Here is an 18469-nt window from a genome sequence, read left to right on the forward strand (position 1 = left end):
CTCCGGCTTTTGATTGTGAGGGGGCGAGGATAACGCCGTCACCGGCTGGCGGCTAGTCTGCCGGCAAGTGCTTTGTCGGTATCGGGTGCGGACGGTCGCTGACGATGTCGCCATCGACCAGTTCGACGATGCGGTCACAGCGGCCGGCCAGGCGTGGGTCGTGGGTGACGATCAGGAAGGTGGTCTGCTCGCGCTGGTTGACCTCGCGCAGCAGTGCGAAGATGTCGTCGGCGGTGTGCGTGTCGAGGTTGCCGGTCGGCTCGTCGGCGAGTACCAGCGACGGGCGCATGGCCAGCGCCCGGGCGATGGCAACGCGTTGCTGCTGGCCGCCGGAGAGCTTGCTCGCCGGGTAGTCGGCACGCTCCGAGAGACCGACGCCGGCCAGCAGTTCGGCGGCGCGTGCGCGCATGGCTGTATCGGGACGGCCGCGGTCGATGAGCAGCGGCATCATGACGTTTTCCAGCGCCGTGAACGCCGGGATCAGCAGGTGGTGCTGGAAGACGAAGCCGATCCGCTGCCCGCGCAGGCGGGTGATTTCGGTCTCGCTCAGGGTGCTGGTCTCGACGCCGTCGATGAACAGCTGGCCGGCGCTGGGCCGGTCGAGCAGGCCGATCAGGTTGAGCAGCGTGCTCTTGCCGGAACCGGACGGGCCGATCAGCGCGGCGAACTCGCCGCGTTGCAGCGTCAGGTCGATGCCGTGCAATACCTCCAGCTCGCTGTCCCCGCTCAGATAGGATTTTTTCAGCCCGGCCAGTTGCAGGACGGCGTTTGCTGGCAGCGTTTCAGCCACGGATCGCCACCACTGGGTCGAGCGAAGCGGCGCGTCGCGCCGGCATCAGTGCCGCCAGCACGCCGACCAGCGTGGCGCCGGCGGCGGCAATCAGGACCAGGCCGGGTTCGACCTCGATCATGAACATCGGCGTCCCGTCGGCATTGACGGCGAGCGTCCGCCAGAGCGCCAGGAAGCACCAGGCCAGCGCCGAGCCGAGCAACGAACCGAACAGGCCGACGATACCGCCCTGGAGCAGGAAGGTGCGCAGCATCTGGCCGCGGCTGGCACCCATGGCGCGCAGGATGCCGATTTCGCGCGAGCGCTGGACGACCGAGACGACGAGCACGCTGGCGATGCCGAAAGCCACCGACAGGCCGATGAAGAAGCGGATGACGTTGCTCGAAATGCGCTGCGAGGTCAGCGCCGTGAAGAACTGGGCGTTGGTCTTGATCCAGCTGTCGGCGATCAGCCCGGTTTCGGCGTTGAGGCGCTGCGACAGCGCTTCGGCCTGGTACATGTCGTGCAATGCCAGGTCGATGCTGGAGACGCCGCCGACCAGGTCGAGCAGGCTTTGCGCGGTGCGCAGGCCGACATAGACATTGCGGGCGTTGGCGGCCTTGTTGCCGAGATCGAACAGGCCGACGATGGTCAGCGTATCCGATGCTCCGCTGCTGGCGTTGATGCGCAACTTGTCGCCCAGCGTGGCACCGAGATCGCGCGCCAGTTCGATGCCGATCAGCGCTTCGCCGGCATTGACGCGCAGTTCGCCGCCGACCATTTTCTGGTCGAGTTCGATGACGCGAACGTAGTTGGCCGGTTCGATGCCGATCAGGCTGATCGACTTGTTGGCATCGCCGCGCACGGCAAAGGCCGGGCCGGAAGCGACCGGCGAGATGGCGGCAATTTCCGGCAATTTTTCCAGTCGACCGCGCAAGGCCTGCCACTGATCGATCGACCGCAGGCGCTGCGCCTGCTTCTGCACCAGCGCCTGACCTTCGCCGAACTGCGGCCGGGCGATTTCCTCGGCCGGCAGCAGCACCAGGTGCGCCTGCGAACTGAGTGTGCGCTTGACCAGGTTGGACTGCAGCCCGGACAGCAGCGCCGACATGAAGACGATCACCGAGACACCGACGCCGACCCCGACGATGATCAGCAGGCTCTGCGTCCGTCCCTCGCGCAGGAAGCGGGTGGCGGCGATCCATTCGAAAGGGAGCCAGGGATGCATGGCGGACGTCAGTGGCCGGTGCGCACGCGGTCGCCAGCGGCGATACGCGGGTTGCTTGCCGGTACCACCAAGTCGCCGGCAGCCAGCCCGGCCACGATTTCAACCTGGCCGGCGTTGCGCAATCCGGTTTGCACCACTTGCCGCACGGCACGGCCCTCGCGCACGACGAGCACCCACTGTTCCAGCACGCTGCCGCGCAGTCCTTCGGCCGGCAGCAGGATGACGCCCTGTTTGCTGCCGGTTTCGATATCGATCGATACCGTCATGTCCTGTTTCAGGTAATCCGGCGGATTGTCTACGTGCAGCCGGACTTCGACCGAGCCGCGCTGCGGATCGACGGCCGGGCTGATGTAGGAAACGCGGGCGGGAAAGTGGCGATCCGGCCAGGCATCGGCGGAAACCCGGGCCGTCTGGTCGAGCGCCAGCAGGCGCAGGTTCTTTTCGTCGATTTGCACCAGCAGTTCGGTCGCGCCGGCCGGCGACAGGCTGAGCAGCGTCTTGCCCGGCTGCACGCTGTCGCCCGGTTCGGCCAGACGGGCGAGGATGGTGCCGGGGCGCGGGGCGAGGATGCGCGTGTAGGCCAGTTTCGCCTGCGCCAGTTCGAGGCCGGCGCGTGCTTGTTCGACGGCGGCTTCGGCCAGCCGGTAATCGCCGCCGCCGCTGGCGTTGCTGCCGGCCTGCAACTGGCTGGCCTGGCGCTGGCTTTCGGCGACGGTCAGTGCGCGCCGGGCGTCGTCGAGCTGGTTGGTGCTGTAGAAACCCTTGGCGACCAGCGCTTCGGTGCGGGCGAATTGCTGCCGCGCCTGGGTCAGGTTGGCTTCGGCCTGACGCGAGGCTTCGCGGGCCAGCGGTTCGGCCAGCAGGCGCATCTGCTGCAGACGCAATTCACTTTGCATGAGCAGGGTGCGGGCCTGGGCGACGCTGGCCTTTACTTCGCGGTCATCGAGTTCGATCAGCAGATTGCCTGCGGCGACCTGGCTGCCTTCGATGACATGCACTGCAAGAATTTGTCCCGATACCTGCGCAGCCAGTTCGCTGCGTTGCGGCGAGCGGACCTTGCCGCTGGCAACCACCGACTGGCGGATGTCACCATGTTGCGCGACCAGCACATCAACGGCCTTGCCGAACAACGGGCGCAGCAATATTGCGGTCAACAGCGCAAAAAGCAGGAAAACCGGAATCAGGACGACGGGGCGGCGCAGGCTGGCGAAGGAAAATCGTGGCATGGGGCCTTGGAATTCGAAAATCAGGGTTGGCTAATATGGCTGTCGCGCATGGTAACCGCAATCGGCTCACTGCGGGCCGGGGTTTTGCCCGTCTTCACGCCAGCTGGCGAAACGTTGTTCAAGAAAATCGAGGAAGACGCGCACCTTGGCCGACAGCAGATGACGTTGCGGATAGAGCGCGTGAATGTCGGCCGAGATGCCGGCCCACTCAGGCAGCACGCGGACCAGGCGGCCGCTGCGCAGGTCGGCGGCGATGTCCCATGCCGAGCGCAGGACGATGCCGTGCCCGGCCAGCGCCCAGTCGACGGCGATTTCGCCGTGATTGACGGCCAGCGGGCTGCGTACCTTGACGGTGACCTGCTGGTTGCCATCGGTCAATTGCCAGTTGTTGAAGGCGCGCTCGTTCTCGCGGATGACGATGCAGTCGTGCGCCTGCAGGTCGCGCGGCGTCTGTGGCATGCCGCGGGCGGCAAGGTAGGCGGGGGCAGCGCACAGCAAACGGCGGTTGGGTGCGATGCGGCGGGCGAGGATGCGCGCATCCGGCGGCGGGCCGAAGCGGATGGCGATGTCGAGCGCGTGTTCGGTCAGGTCGAGCGTGCGGTCGGAGAGGTGGAGGATGACCTCGACGTCCGGCCAGTCGCGGACGAAATCGGAAATTGCCGGGCCGAGGTGGCGGCGGCCGAAACCGAAGCCGGCGTTGATCCGCAACAGCCCCTGCGGCTGCTCACGACTTTCACCGAGCGAGCGTTCCAGGCGCTCGATGTCGCGCAGGATCTGCTCGCCGTCCTCCAGGTAACGTTCCCCCTCGGGGGTCAGGCTGAGTCGCCGTGTCGTCCGGTTGAGCAGGCGCACGCCGAGGCGTTGTTCCAGCGCTGCCAGCCGGCGGCTGACCGCCGGCGGCGTGATGCCGAGCGCTTGTGCCGCCGCCGCCAGGCTGGGCTGGCGGGCGAGCAGGCTGAAGAAGGCGAGATCGGGAACGTCGTTCATTCGTGCTTTAAACGCAATAATAAATTGAATGTTGCGCCATTGTATCTTTGGCTGTGCTGAATATCATGGCTTTTCCCTCGTTGACCGCAACATTCCCATGCCTCTGCTCCACCTGCTCCCCCTTGCCGATCTCTCGCTGGCGCTGGCCATCGGCGCCGCCTTGGGTTTTTTTGGTGGCTTGTTCGGCATCGGCGGCGGCATCATCGCCATTCCGTTGTTCGTCCTCGCTTTCGCCATGGATCAGGCGATGGCGCAGGGCACGGCGCTGGTGCTGATGGTGCCGAACCTGCTGATCGGCTGGTGGCGTTACAGCCGCAAACATCCGGTTGGCTGGCGGGCGGTGCTGGCGATTGCCCTGCCGGCAACGCTGACCACCTGGCTGCTGGCGCATTTCGCCACGCGGCTCGACGCGCAACTGCTCGGCCATCTGTTCTGCGCCTTCCTCGGCATCCTCGCGCTGCGCCTGCTCTGGCAGGGACGCGGCGGGCGCCAACCGCTCACCGGCGTGCCGCTGCGCCCGGCCGCGCTGCCGCTGGTCGGCGTTGCCGGCGGCAGCAGCATGGGCTTGCTCGGCATCGGCGGAGGTCTGGTCGCTACGCCGCTGCTCTCCGGCTGGCTCGGCCAGCGCCAGACAGTAGCGCAAAGCTTGGCGCTGGCACTGGTAGCACCGAGTTCGCTGGTCGCACTGAGCGCCTACGCCGGCGCCCAGCGCGTGGACTGGAGCCTCGGTTTGCCGATGGCGATTGGCGGCATGTTCACCGTCGCCGCTGGCGTCGCACTCGCGCACAAACTGCCGGAACGCCGCATGCGCGCAGCCTTCGCCTGGATGCTGCTGGCGACGGCATTGTGGCTGGCGCTGGCGCCGCGCTGAGAATTGCCGTGGATCAAGCTTGTCGGGCTGGCGGCTCGATCTGCCATTGACTCAGGCTGGCCTTGAGTTTGCTGAAGTTGATCGGCTTGGTCAGGAAGTCGTCCATGCCGGCATCACTGCATCGTTGGCGATCTTCGGCAAAAGCGCTGGCGGTCAGGGCGATGATCGGCAGGCGTGGCGTTTGCTGCATCGTTTCCTGTTGGCGGATGATGCGGCATGCCTCAAGGCCGTCCATCACGGGCATCTGGATGTCCATCAGCACCAGTCGCGGGCGTTTATGGGCAATTGCTGCAACGGCTTCCTGGCCATTTTCGGCGCTGCGGGTGGCTAGCCCCAGTTTGCCGAGCAAGGCCTCGATCACCTTGCGATTGGTCGGGTTGTCCTCGACCACCAGAATATCGTCGAATTCTTCTGCCGGGGCTGGCGGGCTGGGCAATGCATTTTCCAGGCGTGGCGTCTTCCGGCTTTCGTTGCCTTCGGCAATACGTTCAGCCCGGATACGGAACCAGAAACGGGCGCCATTGCCTGGTGTGCTTTCGACGCCAACTTCGCCAGCCATCAGTTCGGCCAGATTGCGTACGATGGAGAGGCCCAATCCCGTTCCGCCGTACTGGCGGGTCGTTGAGTTGTCGAGTTGTGAAAAGGGGAGGAAAAGCTGATCGAGTTTCTCAGGGGCGATGCCGATGCCGCTGTCGGTTACCGAGAATTCAAGCAGGGCAGATTTGTCGTCCTGCGCGATCTCGCTTGCTTCGACCTGAATGTCGCCGCAGCTTGAGAACTTGATGGCATTGCTGAGCAAATTGGACAGCATCTGCCGCAGGCGTATCGGGTCGGCCAGGTAGCGTTGCCCGGTCGGGCCATACCAGCCGGCTTGTACTGTCAGGCCCTGGTTTGCCGCTGCTTCGCTGAATAGCGAGACAACTTCGTCGATCACGCACAGCGGTTCGAAAGCCAACTGGTCGAGTTCAAGTTTGCCGGCTTCGACTTTCGACAGGTCGAGAATGTCGTTCAGCAGCGTGAGCAGCGTCTGGCCGGAGTTAAGGATGGTCCGTGCATATTCACGCCGTTCCACATCGTCGACACCGGACATCAACAGCAGTTGTGCCATGCCGAGGATGCCGTTCAAGGGGGTCCGGATTTCGTGCGACATCATGGCCAGGAAGCGACTTTTTGCCTCGTTGGCGCCTTCGGCGGCTTCCTTGGCACGCCGCAGGCTTTCCTCGCGCTGTTTTAGCTGTTCACCCTGCTGCTGCATGGTCAGGAGGTTCTGGCGCAGACGGAACAACATCAGTATCAGGGACAGACCGGCCAGACCGGCCAGCGCAATCAGGACGGACATTGACTGTTTCAGCCCGGCGAGATGTTCTCGTTGCCCGGAAACCTGTTCCATCGATTTCTGGAAAATCGTGTCATTGAGCATTTGCAGCGTATCGCGCTGGACTCTTATCGTTTCCAGGCTGGCATCGAGTCCATCGCGTGTCGGGGCCAAAAGCTGGCTGTCGAGCCCGGACAAGGCCTGCTCGATGGCATCCTGCAGGGCATCGATATCCTTGCTGTCGCCCGCATAGAGTGCCCGGTTATCGCGCAGGCGCAGCGATACCAGATCGAGCGCAAAAACGGTTTGTTCCAGTTGTGCTTCGCCGGGGTTGTGCGCGGCAATTGCCAACATTGTTTCCAGGCGTGCCAGATCAAGTTGCAGGACGGAAAAGTCTCTTTCCTTATGCAGTGACGCCAGCGGCAGGGCTTCTTCAATGCGGGCGATATTGCTCGCCAGATAGGTGATCGCTCCGGTGCTCGTCAGTACGACGGCTGCTGCGGCAAGTGCATATCGCTTGAGCCATGCCCCGCTCATCTACTTGCCTGCAGGTTCGATCAAGTCGACCAGCCAGACCCAGCGCAAGCGATAAAGCGTATCGGCCAGTTCCGGTGACATGTCGCGCGGGTAGATGATGCGCAGCGGCCCCTTGTCGCGAGTTGGGATGGCATTGCCGGCGCGGCGGGTAGCCAGCAGGATGGGCCATTTTTCCCAGTCCTGGCGCGGAATGATCTGAGAGAAGCCATCGCGTGCGCGAACCCGGATGGCTTCCGAGCTTTCGATCCCGGCCTGTTTGAGAATGGTGCTCAGCAGTACGCCTTCGTAAGTGCCGTCGTCGGCTGGCCAGAAGGTTTTTGTGTTGAGGCGATGGGTACCCAGGTTTTCCAGTTCGGCGATGCTGAACTTGCGTACGCCATTCGTTCCCTTGACCGTCAGAACTGTTTTACCCGCGGGCAGGGCGGACAGCGAAACGGCTTGCGGTGCGCCAGTCTGGGCAAACAAGCTGAGACTGGAGAGCGAAAGTACACAAGCAAGGGAGAGCTGGCGCAGTAATCTCATTGCAGGTTTTCCTTGAGGCGATGGGCAATGGGACGCGATGATAGCGCAGGCTTGTGGCAACTTTTCAGTTTGCTTGCACCCCGATGTTCAGGCATTCAATACAATCCGGTAACCGCCATCTTGCGGCGCAGGAAGGCGATTTGCGTCTGCAACGGCAACTCCTTCGGGCAGAGGTCGTGGCAGCCGAGCAGGCTCATGCAGCCGAAGACGCCGTCGTCGTCGCCGATCAGTTCAAAGAACTCGGCGTCGCTGCGCGTGTCGCGCGGATCGAGGCGGAAGCGGGCGATCTTGTTGAGGCCGACGGCGCCGACAAAGTTTTCGTTCATCTGTGCCGTGCCGCAGCCGGCGATGCAGCAGCCGCACTCGATGCAGCGGTCGAGTTCGTAGATGGCTTCGGCCAGCGCGGGTTCCATGCGCGCTTCGAGCGCGTCGAGGTCGACGGCTTCGCTTTGCGCGATCCAGGTCTGCAGGCGTTCGGCGGTGCCGCGCATCCACTTGCCGGTATTTACCGACAGATCGCCGATCAGCTCGAAGAAGGGCAGCGGGGCGAGGGTGATGTCGCTGCCGTAATCGCGCGTCAGCGTCCGGCAGGCGAGTGCCGGGCGGCCGTCGACCAGCATCGCGCAACTGCCGCAGATGCCGGCGCGGCAGACGAAGTCGAACTGCAGCGAAGGGTCTTGCGTGGCGCGGATTTCGTTGAGCGCGATGAACAGCGTCATGCCTTCCGCTTCTTCCAGCTCGAAGGCTTGCAGATAAGGCTTGCTCGCCGGGTCGGCCGGGTTGCAGCGCAGGATGTGCAGGGTCAGGCGGCGCGGTGCCGCGCCCGGTTTCGGTTTGCGGAACAGGGTGATCATGCGTTCTCTCCGGGGTGCTGCCCAATTCGCGCATTGTCACCGCGCAAGTGCGCCGGCAGCAGGTGGCGGAAAGGCATCAGCGCGGCTTGCACGGCGTGCCGGTCGCTGCTGGCCAGGGCGGCGCGGGTGGCTTCCACTTCGGCTTGACGGCCGGCGGTCAGCGGGTGTTCGATGGCGTCGCGCGTGCCGTAGCCGCGCCAGCCGGGCGGCAGTTCCATGCGGGCGATGTCGAGCGATTCGTAATTCAACGTCGGCAAGGTCTGCTCGCTGTTGGGCCAGCTTGCCAGCGTGCGCTTGAGCCAGTCGGCGTCGTTGCGTTGCGGGTAATCCTCGCGGAAATGCGCGCCGCGGCTTTCCGTGCGCTGCAAGGCACCGTAGCTGACGCACAGCGCCAGCTTGAGCATCTTCTGCAGGCGCCAGGCCAGCGTCAGTTCGGGGTCGGCGCCGCTGCGCCGGCCGGAAAGGCCGAGGTCGCGGCTGCGCAAAAGCAGGTCCTGCAGCGTGTTGACCGCAGCATTCATGGCTTCGCCGTGGCGGACGATGCCGACCTGGGCGGTCATCGTCGCCTGCATTTCGCGCAGCAGCAGGCTGGCGCTTTCTTTGCCGTGGTGATTGGCAATGGCGGCAAACTCCGATTGCGCACGCTCGAAACACTGGCGGATCAGCGCCGTCGATACCGTCAGTTCACCTGCCGTCGAGGCGCAGAAATCGGCGATGGCTTCACCGACGATCATCCCGGAAACCACGGTTTCAGCGACCGAGTTGCCGCCCAGCCGGTTGAAACCGTGCAGATCCCAGCAGGCCGCTTCGCCGCAGGCGAACAGACCCCTGAGGCCGCGCGCCGCGCCGTCGGCGTTGGTGCGGATGCCGCCCATCGAGTAATGCTGCGCCGGGCGCACCGGAATCCACTGTTTGGCCGGGTCGATGCCGAGGAAGTACTGGCAGATTTCCTTCACTTCGCGCAGCTTGTGGTTGATGTGGGCTTCGCCGAGCAGCGTGATGTCCAGCCACAGATGCTGGCCGAAACGGTTGCTGGCGCCCTTGCCGGCCTTGATGTGCGCTTCCATGCGCCGCGACACCACGTCGCGCGACGCCAGTTCCTTCTTTTCCGGCTCATAGTCGGGCATGAAGCGGTGGCCGTCGACATCGCGCAGCAGGCCGCCGTCGCCCCGGCAACCCTCGGTGACCAGGATGCCGGCGGGGAAGATCGCGGTCGGGTGGAACTGGATCGCTTCCATGTTGGCCAGCGGCACGACGCCGGTATCCAGCGCGATGGCGGCGCCGATGCCCTCGTTGATGACGGCGTTGGTGGTCGCCTGGTAGAGCCGGCCGAAACCGCCGGTGGCAATGCAGGTGGCTTTGGCGACATAGGCGCTCAGCTTGCCGTCGATCAGGTTGCGGACGATGGCGCCGTGGCAGCGTTCGCCGTCGTGGATCAGCGCCACCGCTTCGCGCCGCTCATGCACCGGAATGCCGGCGGCGATGGTCTGGTCGCTGACCGCGTACAGCATCGCGTGGCCGGTGCCGTCGGCGACGTAGCAGGTGCGCCATTTGCGCGTGCCGCCGAAATCGCGTGCGGTGATCAGGCCGTGCGCGTCGGCGCTTTCCGTCAGCGTCACCGGCTTGCCGTCGATGATCACTGTGCGTTCACCGGCCTCGACGCGGTTCCACGGCACGCCCCAGGCTGCCAGCTCGCGCACCGCCTTCGGCGCCACGTGGGTGAACATGCGCGCGACTTCCTGGTCGTTGCCCCAGTCGCTGCCGCGTACGGTGTCTTCGAAATGCACGTCTTCGTTGTCGCCGGCGCCCTTCAGGGCATTGGCCAGGCTCGCCTGCATGCCGCCCTGGGCGGCGGCCGAATGCGAGCGCTTGGGCGGCACCAGGCTGAGGATGATCACCTGCTGGCCGCGCTTCTGCGCTGCCAGACCGGCGCGCAGGCCGGCCAGTCCGCCGCCGATGACGAGGACGTCGCTATGGATGATTTCCATTTTTCAGTGTTTCCCGGCGTTGACCGTAGTATTCAGCGTATTGCCAGGGGGAACATAACGTTCGCCGGCCAGTTCGGCATGGGCACGGCCGAGGTTGATGTAGGCGAGCAAGGTAAGCAGCCCCAGGGTAATGAAAAACGTACTGAATACGTGCCGCACGCGGCGCAAACGGCGCCGGCCGGCATCCGGCTCGTCGCCGACGAACCAGCCCCATTTGACGGCAAGCCGATAGAGGCCGATGCCGCCGTGCAACTCCGCAGTGAACAACAGCATCAGGTAAATCGGCCACATGCCGCCACTCCATACGCGGTCGGCCGATTCGTACGGGCCGATCATCGACGGCTGGCTGAGCATGTCGTAAAGATGAATGGTGGTCAGGAAAAACAGCCCGAAACCGGTCAGTACCTGCAACCACCACAGGCTGGTATCGTTGTGCCGCAAGCGGCTCTTGTGGGCTGTAAAAGCCCGGTATTGGCGGTAACCGGCAGGAAACTTGCGCATCGCCAGCCAGGCGTGGACGACGAGCAGGCAGGTGATGCCCGCCGCAACCAGCGAAACCAGGATGGGGTAGGGCTGGCCGAACAGCCATTCGCCTTCAAAAAAGCGGGCAACGCGGTAGAACAATTCCTGGCTGATCAGAATGCTCGACACGAAGGCCATGTGAGCCACCAGGAACAGCGCGAGGAACAGACCGGACAGGCTTTGCAGCAGATCCAGCCGGGCCGGCCAGCGGCTTTTCCGGGTGCTTGACTCATTCAGCGACTGTCGGGCGAGCTCGGGAATCCCGGTTTGGCGGTGAGCTTCCGGTAGCGCCGGTGGGACGAGGGGCGAGGATTTGGCGATTTGGCTCATGGCTGATCTTCCTTGGGGGACGCTCTTAGGTTTTTGTTGTATCTGCAATCTACCATGTCCGGGGCCAATCGAGGATCAATTATTGTGCAATGCAACATTTTAATTTTCCATATCAGGCCTTGTTCTATGAGATTTTGTTGCTTTGGATGTTGCAATGCACCACGTTGGTGCCGGTGGCCATGCCGGGCTTCTGCTAAGATGCCGGCGCCGGCACACCCGGCCTAGTTTCTTTCCTTTTACGGCGCCATTCCCTTTGTCCTCCCTCCAGGAAATCTTCTCCCCCGACGGCCCGCTGGCCAAAGCCATTGCCGGTTATCGCGTGCGCAGCCAGCAGGTCGAGATGGCCGAACGCATTGCGGCTGCGATCAAGGAAAACAGCGTGTTCATCGCCGAGGCCGGGACCGGCACCGGCAAGACCTTTGCCTACCTCGTGCCGGCGCTGAAGTCGAACGGCAAAGTCATTGTTTCCACCGGCACCAAAACCTTGCAGGACCAGTTGTTCAACAAGGATTTGCCGATGGTGCGCGACATCCTGAAGGCGCCGGTCAAGATCGCCTTGCTCAAGGGGCGGGCCAATTACGTTTGTCCGTATCACCTGCAAGGCGCCATTGCCGAGGGGCGTTTCCTGACCCGCGAGGATGCCGCCGATGCCCGCCGCATCTCGGTTTTCGCCAAGACCACGCAGAGCGGCGACAAGGCCGAATGCATCGAGGTCAATGAAAATTCGCCGGTCTGGCAGCACGCCACGTCGACGCGCGACAACTGTCTCGGCCAGGAGTGTCCGGATTACAAAGAGTGTTTCGTCATGCAAGCGCGCAAGGAGGCGATGGCGGCCGATCTGGTGGTGGTCAATCACCACCTGTTCTTCGCCGACGTGATGCTGCGCGACGAAGGCATGGCTGAACTGCTGCCGGCCTGCAACACGGTGATCTTCGACGAAGCGCACCAGCTACCGGAAGTGGCGACGCTTTTCTTCGGCGACAGCGTGTCGACCGCACAAGTCCTCGATCTGGCCCGCGATGCGCGCACCGAAGGGCTGACCCATGCGCGCGATTGCCTGGATTTGCCGATTGCCAGCAAGGCGATGGAAAAGGCGGCCAAGGATTTGCGTCTGGCCGTCGGCCTCGACAGCGGGCGCTTTTCCGCCGGTCAACTGCTTGAAAAGCCCGAATTTCCGGCCGCCCTGCAAGTGCTGATCGAGGAAACCGCCAAGTTTACCGCTTTGCTGGAAACCCAGGCCGAACGAGCCGAGGGGCTGGAAAAATGCTGGCAGCGGGCTGGCGAACTGGTCGAGCGACTGGTGAACTGGCAATCGCCGGCCGATTCCGGCTTCGTCTATTGGGCCGAGGCCTTTACCCATGCCTTGCAACTGAACAGCACGCCGCTCGATGTAGCGAGTATTTTCCGCAAGCAGATGGGCGGCCACCCGCGGGCCTGGATTTTTACTTCGGCGACCTTGGCCGTGCAGGGGCGGTTTCATCATTACTGTGCCGAACTCGGGTTGGGCGACCCGGAAAGCGGCTGCTGGCAAAGCCCCTTCGATTACGGCGAACAGGCGGTGCTGTATGTCCCGATGGGCATGCCTGAACCGAACGACTGGAATTACACCGATGCCGTCGTCGAAGCCGCCTGGCCGGCGCTGAAGGCGGCAAAGGGCGGTGCTTTCTTCTTGTGCACCAGCCTGCGCGCCATGCGCCGGACGCACGAGTTGTTGCAAGCGAAGCTCGAAGATGAAGGTCTGGACATGCCCTTGATGGTCCAGGGAGAGGGCAGCAAGAACGACTTGCTGCAACGCTTCCGCCATCACGGCGCGGCGATCCTGGTCGGCAGCCAGAGTTTCTGGGAAGGCGTCGACGTGCGCGGCGAGGCACTGTCGCTGGTCGTCATCGATAAAATCCCCTTCGCGCCGCCCGACGATCCGGTGCTTTCGGCACGCATCGAGGAAATGAAAAAGCAGGGCCGCAACGCCTTCATCGAATACCAGTTGCCGCGCGCCGTGATCAACGTCAAGCAGGGCGCTGGCCGGTTGATTCGCGATGAGGAGGACAAGGGCGTGCTGATGATCTGCGACCCCCGACTTATATCAAAGCCCTATGGCCGCCGCGTGTGGCAAAGTCTGCCGCCGATGAAACGCACGCGTGAGTTGTCCGTCGTACTTGATTTTTTTGCCCAGCGATGAAAGCTACCTTTGACCGACTGGCCGAGCGCCAGCCATCACTTTTTTCTGCCGCCGACATTCGCGTCGCGCCGGCCCAATTGCAGGCCATGGCCGAGATTGTCGGTGCCATCGAAACGGTGCTGGCGCTGCCAGCCTTCCGCGCCATGGTGCTGGCGCAGGCGCCGGAAATCGCCCGGCGACCGGTTGCGGCGCGTGGCGTGTTCATGGGCTACGACTTCCATCTGACGGTCGACGGCCCGAAACTGATCGAAATCAACACCAACGCCGGCGGCGGTTTGCTCAACGCCTATCTGCTTGCCGCACATGGCAAGGAAGACGAGGGCGCGCGCTTCATCGCCGATATCCTCGAGATGTTCCGTGCCGAATGGCGGCTGGAACGTGGCGATCAGCCGTTGAAGCGTATTGCGATTGTGGACGAAGCGCCGGCCGGGCAGTTTCTGGCGCCGGAGTTCGAATTGTTCCGCGATCTGTTCGCCGCCAACGGCATCGCTGCGGTGATTGCCGACCCGGCAGACTTTGTTCGCGCTGGCGATCAACTGCTGCATGCCGGCGAACCGGTCGACATGATCTACAACCGGCTGACCGATTTTTACCTCGATACTGCGGTCGACCGCGATATTCGTGAGGTTTTCGCGGCGGGCGGCGTGGTGCTGACGCCGCACCCGGCGGCGCATGCCACGCATGCCGACAAGCGCCACCTGATGACCTTGTCGGACCCGGAAAAACTGGCTGAACTGGGTGTCGACCGCACGACGCAGCAAATCCTGCTGGCCGGTGTGCCGCGCACGGTGGCGGTTGATCCGGGCGAGGCAGAAGCCATCTGGGCCGGGCGCAAGCGCTGGTTCTTCAAGCCGCCGGCCGGTTTCGGCAGCCGCGCCGCGTATCGTGGTGACAAACTGACGCGTCGCGTATTCGAAGAAATCCTGCAGGGCGACTACATCGCGCAGGAAATCGCCCCGCCATCCGAACACGAGGTGCCGGTCAATGGCGAAATGCAGAAGATGAAGGCCGACTTCCGCTGCTTCGTGTACGACGGCCATATCCAGTTGCTTGCCGCCCGTCTTTACCAGGGGCAAACGACCAATTTCCGGACGCCGGGCGGCGGTTTTGCGCCGGTGTTCGCGGCATGAGAGGGTAAAATCCGCCCCATGAAAGTATTTGGCATCGCCGGCTGGTCCGGCTCCGGCAAGACGACATTGCTGGAAAAACTCATTCCGGCATTGATCTCGCGCGGCCTGAAGGTCTCGGTGATCAAGCACGCACATCACGGATTCGACATCGACAAACCGGGCAAGGATTCCTATCGTCACCGCGAAGCCGGCGCCGGCGAAGTCATGCTCGCCTGCGGCACGCGCTGGGCGCTGATGCACGAATGCCGCGACGAAGCCGAGCCGAGGCTGGATGATTTGTTGTCCCGGCTGGCACCTTGCGACCTCGTGCTGGTCGAAGGTTTCAAGCAGGAACCGGTGCCCAAGCTGGAAGTGCATCGTCCAGCCAACGGCAAACCGCCGTTGCACGTCGAACGCGACGATATCGTGGCGGTCGCCTGCGACGAATCCATCGTCACGGATATTCCGCTCTTGCCGCTGAACGATGCCGCCGCGATTGCCGATTTCATCATCGGGCATCTGGCACTGAATGCCATACCCTTGCAGGAAAAGCCATGCTGAGTTTCGAAAACGCTCTGGAAAAATTGCTCGCTGCGGCGCAGCCGGTCGAGGAAACCCGCCATGTGCCGATTACCGCTGCCGCTGGCCGCGTATTGGCGCAGGCGCTGATTTCTGCGGTCAACGTGCCGCCCCTCGATAATTCCGCGATGGATGGTTACGCCGTGCGGCTGGCCGACGTGACCGAGGCCGGCGTTTGTCTGCCGGTCAGCCAGCGCATTCCGGCTGGCACCGTCGGCACGACGCTGCAACCGGGCACCGCCGCCCGCATCTTTACCGGCGCCCCGGTGCCGGCCGGCGCCGACGCAGTGATCATGCAGGAACGCTGCGAACATGGCGAACATGGCGTGGTGATCAATCATGTGCCGCGGGCTGGCGAGAATATCCGCCACTGCGGCGAGGACATCCTGGCCGGTGGCGAAATCCTGAAGGCCGGCACCCGGTTGCGCGCTCAGGAAATCGCGCTGGCCGCATCGGCGGGACTGCCCGAGCTGCCGGTTTTCCGGCGCGTGCGGGTTGGTGTCTTCTTTACCGGCGACGAACTGGTGCAACCGGGCGAGCCGCTGCCGCCCGGCGCCATCTACAACTCCAACCGCTACGCGCTGCGCGCCTTGCTCGAAGGCATGGGCTGCGAAGTGCGCGATCTCGGCACGGTGCCGGACAATCTGGATGCGACGCGCGACGCGCTGCGCCGGGCCGCGGCCGATAACGACCTGATCGTCACCAGTGGCGGCGTCTCGGTCGGCGAGGAAGATCACGTCAAACCGGCGGTCGAAGCCGAAGGTTCGCTCGATATGTGGAAAATCGCCATCAAACCGGGCAAGCCGCTGGCCTTTGGCGAAGTGCGCAAGCCGGAGAGTGCGGAGGGCGGCGCGGGCAAAGCGTGGTTCATCGGCCTGCCGGGCAATCCCGTTGCGGCTTTTGTCACCTGCCTGATGCTGGTCCGTCCCTTCATCCTGCGCCTTCAGGGTATGCGCGAGGTCGAGCCGCGTGCTTACCCCTTGCGCGCCGATTACACCTGGGCACGGCCCGATGCCCGGCTGGAATTCCTGCGCGCCAGCCTGAATGCACAAGGCGGCGTCGAGCTTTATCCCAATCAGGGATCGGCAGTCGTCACCTCGCTGTGCTGGAGCGACGGGCTGGTCCTCAATCCGCCGGGGCAGGCCGTGCAGCCCGGCGACATCGTGCGCTTCGTTCCCTTTTCGGCCTTGCTGTCATGAGCGTGAAAATCCTTTATTTCGCCAGCCTGCGCGAAGCTTTCGGCACCAGCAACGAAACCCTGGCGCTGCCGCCCGAGATCAACACCGTTGGCGCCCTGCGTGACTGGCTGATCGGCCAGGGCAGAACGGCGCTGGGCACGGCAAAAAACCTGCGCTGCGCGGTCAATCAGGACATGGCGGCGCTCGACACCGGCATCAAGGATGGTGATGAAATCGCCTTCTTTCCCCCGGTGACCGGCGGCTAAGCCCTTACAAAAACAGAAAAACAGGAAAAACAATGTCCATCCAATGGTTCCCCGGCCACATGACGCAAGCCCGCAAAAAAGCGGGCGAGACGCTGGCCATGGCCGACGTCGTCGTCGAAGTCCTCGACGCCCGCCTGCCGCAGGCGTCGAGCAATCCGATGATTCACGAATTGCGCACCTTCCGTCAGCGCCCCTGTCTGAAATTGCTGAACAAGGCTGACCTCGCCGACCCGGAAGCGACCAAGGCCTGGCTGGCCTATTTCGACGCGCAACCCGGCGTCAAGGCGGTGGCGATTTCCTGCAAGAAGGCCAGCGATGTGGCCCGCATTCCCGGTCTGGCGCAAAAGCTTGCGCCGCACCGTTGCGATGCCGTCAAGCCGCTGCGCCTGATGATCATGGGCATCCCCAACGTCGGCAAGTCGACGCTGATGAACGCGCTGGTCAAGAAAAAGGTGGCTGCGGTCGGCGATCAGCCGGCGGTGACCAAGAGCCAGCAGCGCATCGATATCAACTCGCGCCTGACGCTCTACGACACCCCCGGCATGCTCTGGCCGAAGATCAGTCATCCGATCGACGGCCTGATGATGGCAGCCAGCCATTCGGTCGGCGTCAATGCCTACATCGACGAGGAAGTGGGGACCTGGCTGGCCGGTTTCCTGATCGAGCATTACCCGGCGCTGCTCACGGCGCGTTACGGCTTCGACCTGCAGGGCATGGATGCGGTCGCCGTCATCGAAGGCATCGCCAAAAAGCGTGGCTGTCTGATCAAGGGCCGGGGCGGCGAACTCGACCTGGAAAAAGCCGCCGGCATCCTGATCAACGATTACCGGACCGGCACGCTCGGCCGCATCACGCTGGAAACCCCAAGCTTGCGCGAAGCACGCGCCAGACAGTTGGCCCAGGCTGCTGCGGTCAACGGAGAAAACAAGGGAAAAACCTCGTCGACCGATGAAGACGCAGAGCACTAGGCCTTTTCCGAAAAGCTGGTTATAATCCGCGCCTCTCGCCGCAGGGCGAGACTTTTCCTCGATAGCTCAGTCGGTAGAGCGCCGGACTGTTAATCCGTAGGTCCCTGGTTCGAGCCCAGGTCGGGGAGCCATAGATTCAAGCACTTAGCCCACTTTTCGGAGTGGGCTTTTTGCTGTCTGAAGGTTTTTCTGCTTTTTGGCTGTTGTTGCTCTGTTTTTTATAAGTTGCTTGCTGCTTATGTGTATTGCCTCGCGCACAACATCGAGAAATTAGCGCATCACGGGTACGGGCAGTAGGCAAAAAAGGAGAAGCCCCTCGTCAGGTGGTAACCGCCATCCCAGAAATCAGCATGCAGCGGTTGATCAGTTCAGAAGCATGAAAAAGCAAAATGGCGCAGATCAAACCTGCGCCATTTATTTGTCGGAAATCGGGCTGGAAAAGGGTTTTTCTACAGCGTTAACGTTTTAGGTAAAGGACGCTGCGCGGAGCTTTATCGCGCAGCGTCCAGCGACCGGAGGGAGCGGCTTTGACCGAAATGTTAGGAAGCACGTTTTTTTAACGCCATAACTTGCCCTAGATGCCCGCCAACGGCTGCTACTGCCAACCACATTAGATAAAAAACGGAGGGAGAACCCTCGGTAACTAGAGAGAACAGAATAATGGGAATGCCGGCCAATAGCGCGCCGTAGACAGCGCCGCTGCCCTTAGCCACATACCCTGCTGCAAAGGCTGGAAAGAACAACATGAGGATTGCCCAAGCGAAGTAAAGCTCTAGGCCTACAGGGCCGAAAGACTCTTCGGGTACAACGGCGATTGCAATCTGAAGCACGACAAAACAGATTATGAAAATGGCAGCAGATAGAGCCAAGCCAATTATCAACGGTTTCAACCGAGGCCACATGCGCAGTGCATCCTAACGTATATCTATGGACTCCCCCGATTTGCAAGTAATAAGTTGTTGGTTCTTTGGTAACAGGCTGCAGGAATCTATCCGGCCTACTGTGATGCCCGTCGGCACCGGCCCTGATGACATTCGCTCC

At 63.0% G+C, this 18469-nt stretch carries 17 protein-coding genes and 1 tRNA gene; 8 read left to right on the top strand and 10 right to left on the bottom strand.

From position 1 onward, the window contains the following. Nucleotides 1-52 precede the first annotated feature (52 nt). From RCI20_RS16815 to RCI20_RS16830, 4 genes are all read right to left on the bottom strand, one after another. A complete protein-coding gene (locus RCI20_RS16815; RefSeq protein ID WP_306607572.1) occupies nt 53-790 on the bottom strand; it encodes an ABC transporter ATP-binding protein in 738 nt (245 codons plus the stop codon). Continuing rightward, nucleotides 783-1997, bottom strand: coding sequence for an ABC transporter permease (locus tag RCI20_RS16820; RefSeq protein WP_306607574.1), 1215 nt, complete (start codon nt 1995-1997; stop codon nt 783-785). Before RCI20_RS16820 ends, RCI20_RS16815 begins: the two co-directional genes overlap by 8 nt. 8 nt (nt 1998-2005) lie before the next feature. Continuing rightward, nucleotides 2006-3223: an efflux RND transporter periplasmic adaptor subunit gene (locus RCI20_RS16825; RefSeq protein WP_306607576.1), complete on the bottom strand. Its 1218-nt coding sequence runs from the start codon at nt 3221-3223 to the stop codon at nt 2006-2008. A gap of 66 nt (nt 3224-3289) precedes the next feature. Next, entirely contained in the window at nt 3290-4210 is a 921-nt protein-coding gene (locus RCI20_RS16830) for a LysR family transcriptional regulator (protein ID WP_306607578.1), read from the bottom strand. Nucleotides 4211-4307: 97 nt separating this feature from the next. Here RCI20_RS16830 and RCI20_RS16835 point away from each other — a divergent pair, with 97 nt between their 5' ends. Next, nucleotides 4308-5081, top strand: coding sequence for a sulfite exporter TauE/SafE family protein (locus RCI20_RS16835; protein WP_306607579.1), 774 nt, complete (start codon nt 4308-4310; stop codon nt 5079-5081). A gap of 13 nt (nt 5082-5094) precedes the next feature. On the opposite strand, the gene RCI20_RS16840 is transcribed toward RCI20_RS16835, so the two are convergent. The 5 genes from RCI20_RS16840 to RCI20_RS16860 form a co-directional block, all read right to left on the bottom strand. Then, the gene (locus tag RCI20_RS16840; RefSeq protein WP_306607581.1) at nt 5095-6933 is read right to left on the bottom strand and encodes an ATP-binding protein; all 1839 of its coding nucleotides are present in this window, start codon (nt 6931-6933) and stop codon (nt 5095-5097) included. After that, a complete protein-coding gene (locus RCI20_RS16845; protein ID WP_306607583.1) occupies nt 6934-7455 on the bottom strand; it encodes a molybdopterin-dependent oxidoreductase in 522 nt (173 codons plus the stop codon). 95 nt (nt 7456-7550) lie between these two features. Beyond that, nucleotides 7551-8309 carry a fumarate reductase iron-sulfur subunit gene (locus RCI20_RS16850; RefSeq protein ID WP_306607585.1) on the bottom strand — a complete coding sequence of 253 codons (759 nt, stop codon included), beginning with the start codon at nt 8307-8309 and terminating at the stop codon, nt 7551-7553. After that, a complete protein-coding gene (locus tag RCI20_RS16855) occupies nt 8306-10297 on the bottom strand; it encodes a fumarate reductase flavoprotein subunit (protein WP_306607589.1) in 1992 nt (663 codons plus the stop codon). Before RCI20_RS16855 ends, RCI20_RS16850 begins: the two co-directional genes overlap by 4 nt. 3 nt (nt 10298-10300) lie before the next feature. Next, nucleotides 10301-11149 (bottom strand): fumarate reductase cytochrome b subunit, encoded by an 849-nt coding sequence (locus RCI20_RS16860; RefSeq protein ID WP_306607592.1) that lies wholly within the window; start codon nt 11147-11149, stop codon nt 10301-10303. A gap of 253 nt (nt 11150-11402) precedes the next feature. Between RCI20_RS16860 and RCI20_RS16865 the strand changes: the two genes are divergently transcribed. The 7 genes from RCI20_RS16865 (at nt 11403) to RCI20_RS16895 (ending at nt 17559) form a co-directional block, all read left to right on the top strand. Further along, the gene (locus RCI20_RS16865; protein ID WP_306607594.1) at nt 11403-13328 is read left to right on the top strand and encodes an ATP-dependent DNA helicase; all 1926 of its coding nucleotides are present in this window, start codon (nt 11403-11405) and stop codon (nt 13326-13328) included. Beyond that, nucleotides 13325-14458 carry a hypothetical protein gene (locus RCI20_RS16870; RefSeq protein WP_306607596.1) on the top strand — a complete coding sequence of 378 codons (1134 nt, stop codon included), beginning with the start codon at nt 13325-13327 and terminating at the stop codon, nt 14456-14458. The genes RCI20_RS16865 and RCI20_RS16870 overlap by 4 nt, the downstream gene beginning before the upstream one ends. A gap of 18 nt (nt 14459-14476) precedes the next feature. After that, nucleotides 14477-14998, top strand: a complete 522-nt coding sequence (gene mobB, locus RCI20_RS16875) for a molybdopterin-guanine dinucleotide biosynthesis protein B (protein WP_306607598.1) — start codon at nt 14477-14479, stop codon at nt 14996-14998. Next, nucleotides 14992-16215, top strand: coding sequence for a gephyrin-like molybdotransferase Glp (gene glp, locus RCI20_RS16880; RefSeq protein ID WP_306607600.1), 1224 nt, complete (start codon nt 14992-14994; stop codon nt 16213-16215). The genes mobB and glp overlap by 7 nt, the downstream gene beginning before the upstream one ends. After that, entirely contained in the window at nt 16212-16460 is a 249-nt protein-coding gene (moaD, locus tag RCI20_RS16885; protein ID WP_306607602.1) for a molybdopterin converting factor subunit 1, read from the top strand. Before glp ends, moaD begins: the two co-directional genes overlap by 4 nt. A 32-nt stretch (nt 16461-16492) precedes the next feature. Further along, nucleotides 16493-17428, top strand: a complete 936-nt coding sequence (gene ylqF / locus RCI20_RS16890; protein ID WP_306607604.1) for a ribosome biogenesis GTPase YlqF — start codon at nt 16493-16495, stop codon at nt 17426-17428. Nucleotides 17429-17483: 55 nt separating this feature from the next. Next, nucleotides 17484-17559: transfer RNA gene (locus tag RCI20_RS16895), tRNA-Asn, on the top strand. Between the two features lie 408 nt (nt 17560-17967). On the opposite strand, the gene RCI20_RS16900 is transcribed toward RCI20_RS16895, so the two are convergent. Further along, nucleotides 17968-18330: a hypothetical protein gene (locus tag RCI20_RS16900; protein WP_306607606.1), complete on the bottom strand. Its 363-nt coding sequence runs from the start codon at nt 18328-18330 to the stop codon at nt 17968-17970. Between the last annotated feature and the right edge of the window lie 139 nt (nt 18331-18469).

It is taken from the genome of Azonexus sp. (genome assembly GCF_030824335.1).
Lineage (GTDB): Bacteria > Pseudomonadota > Gammaproteobacteria > Burkholderiales > Rhodocyclaceae > Azonexus.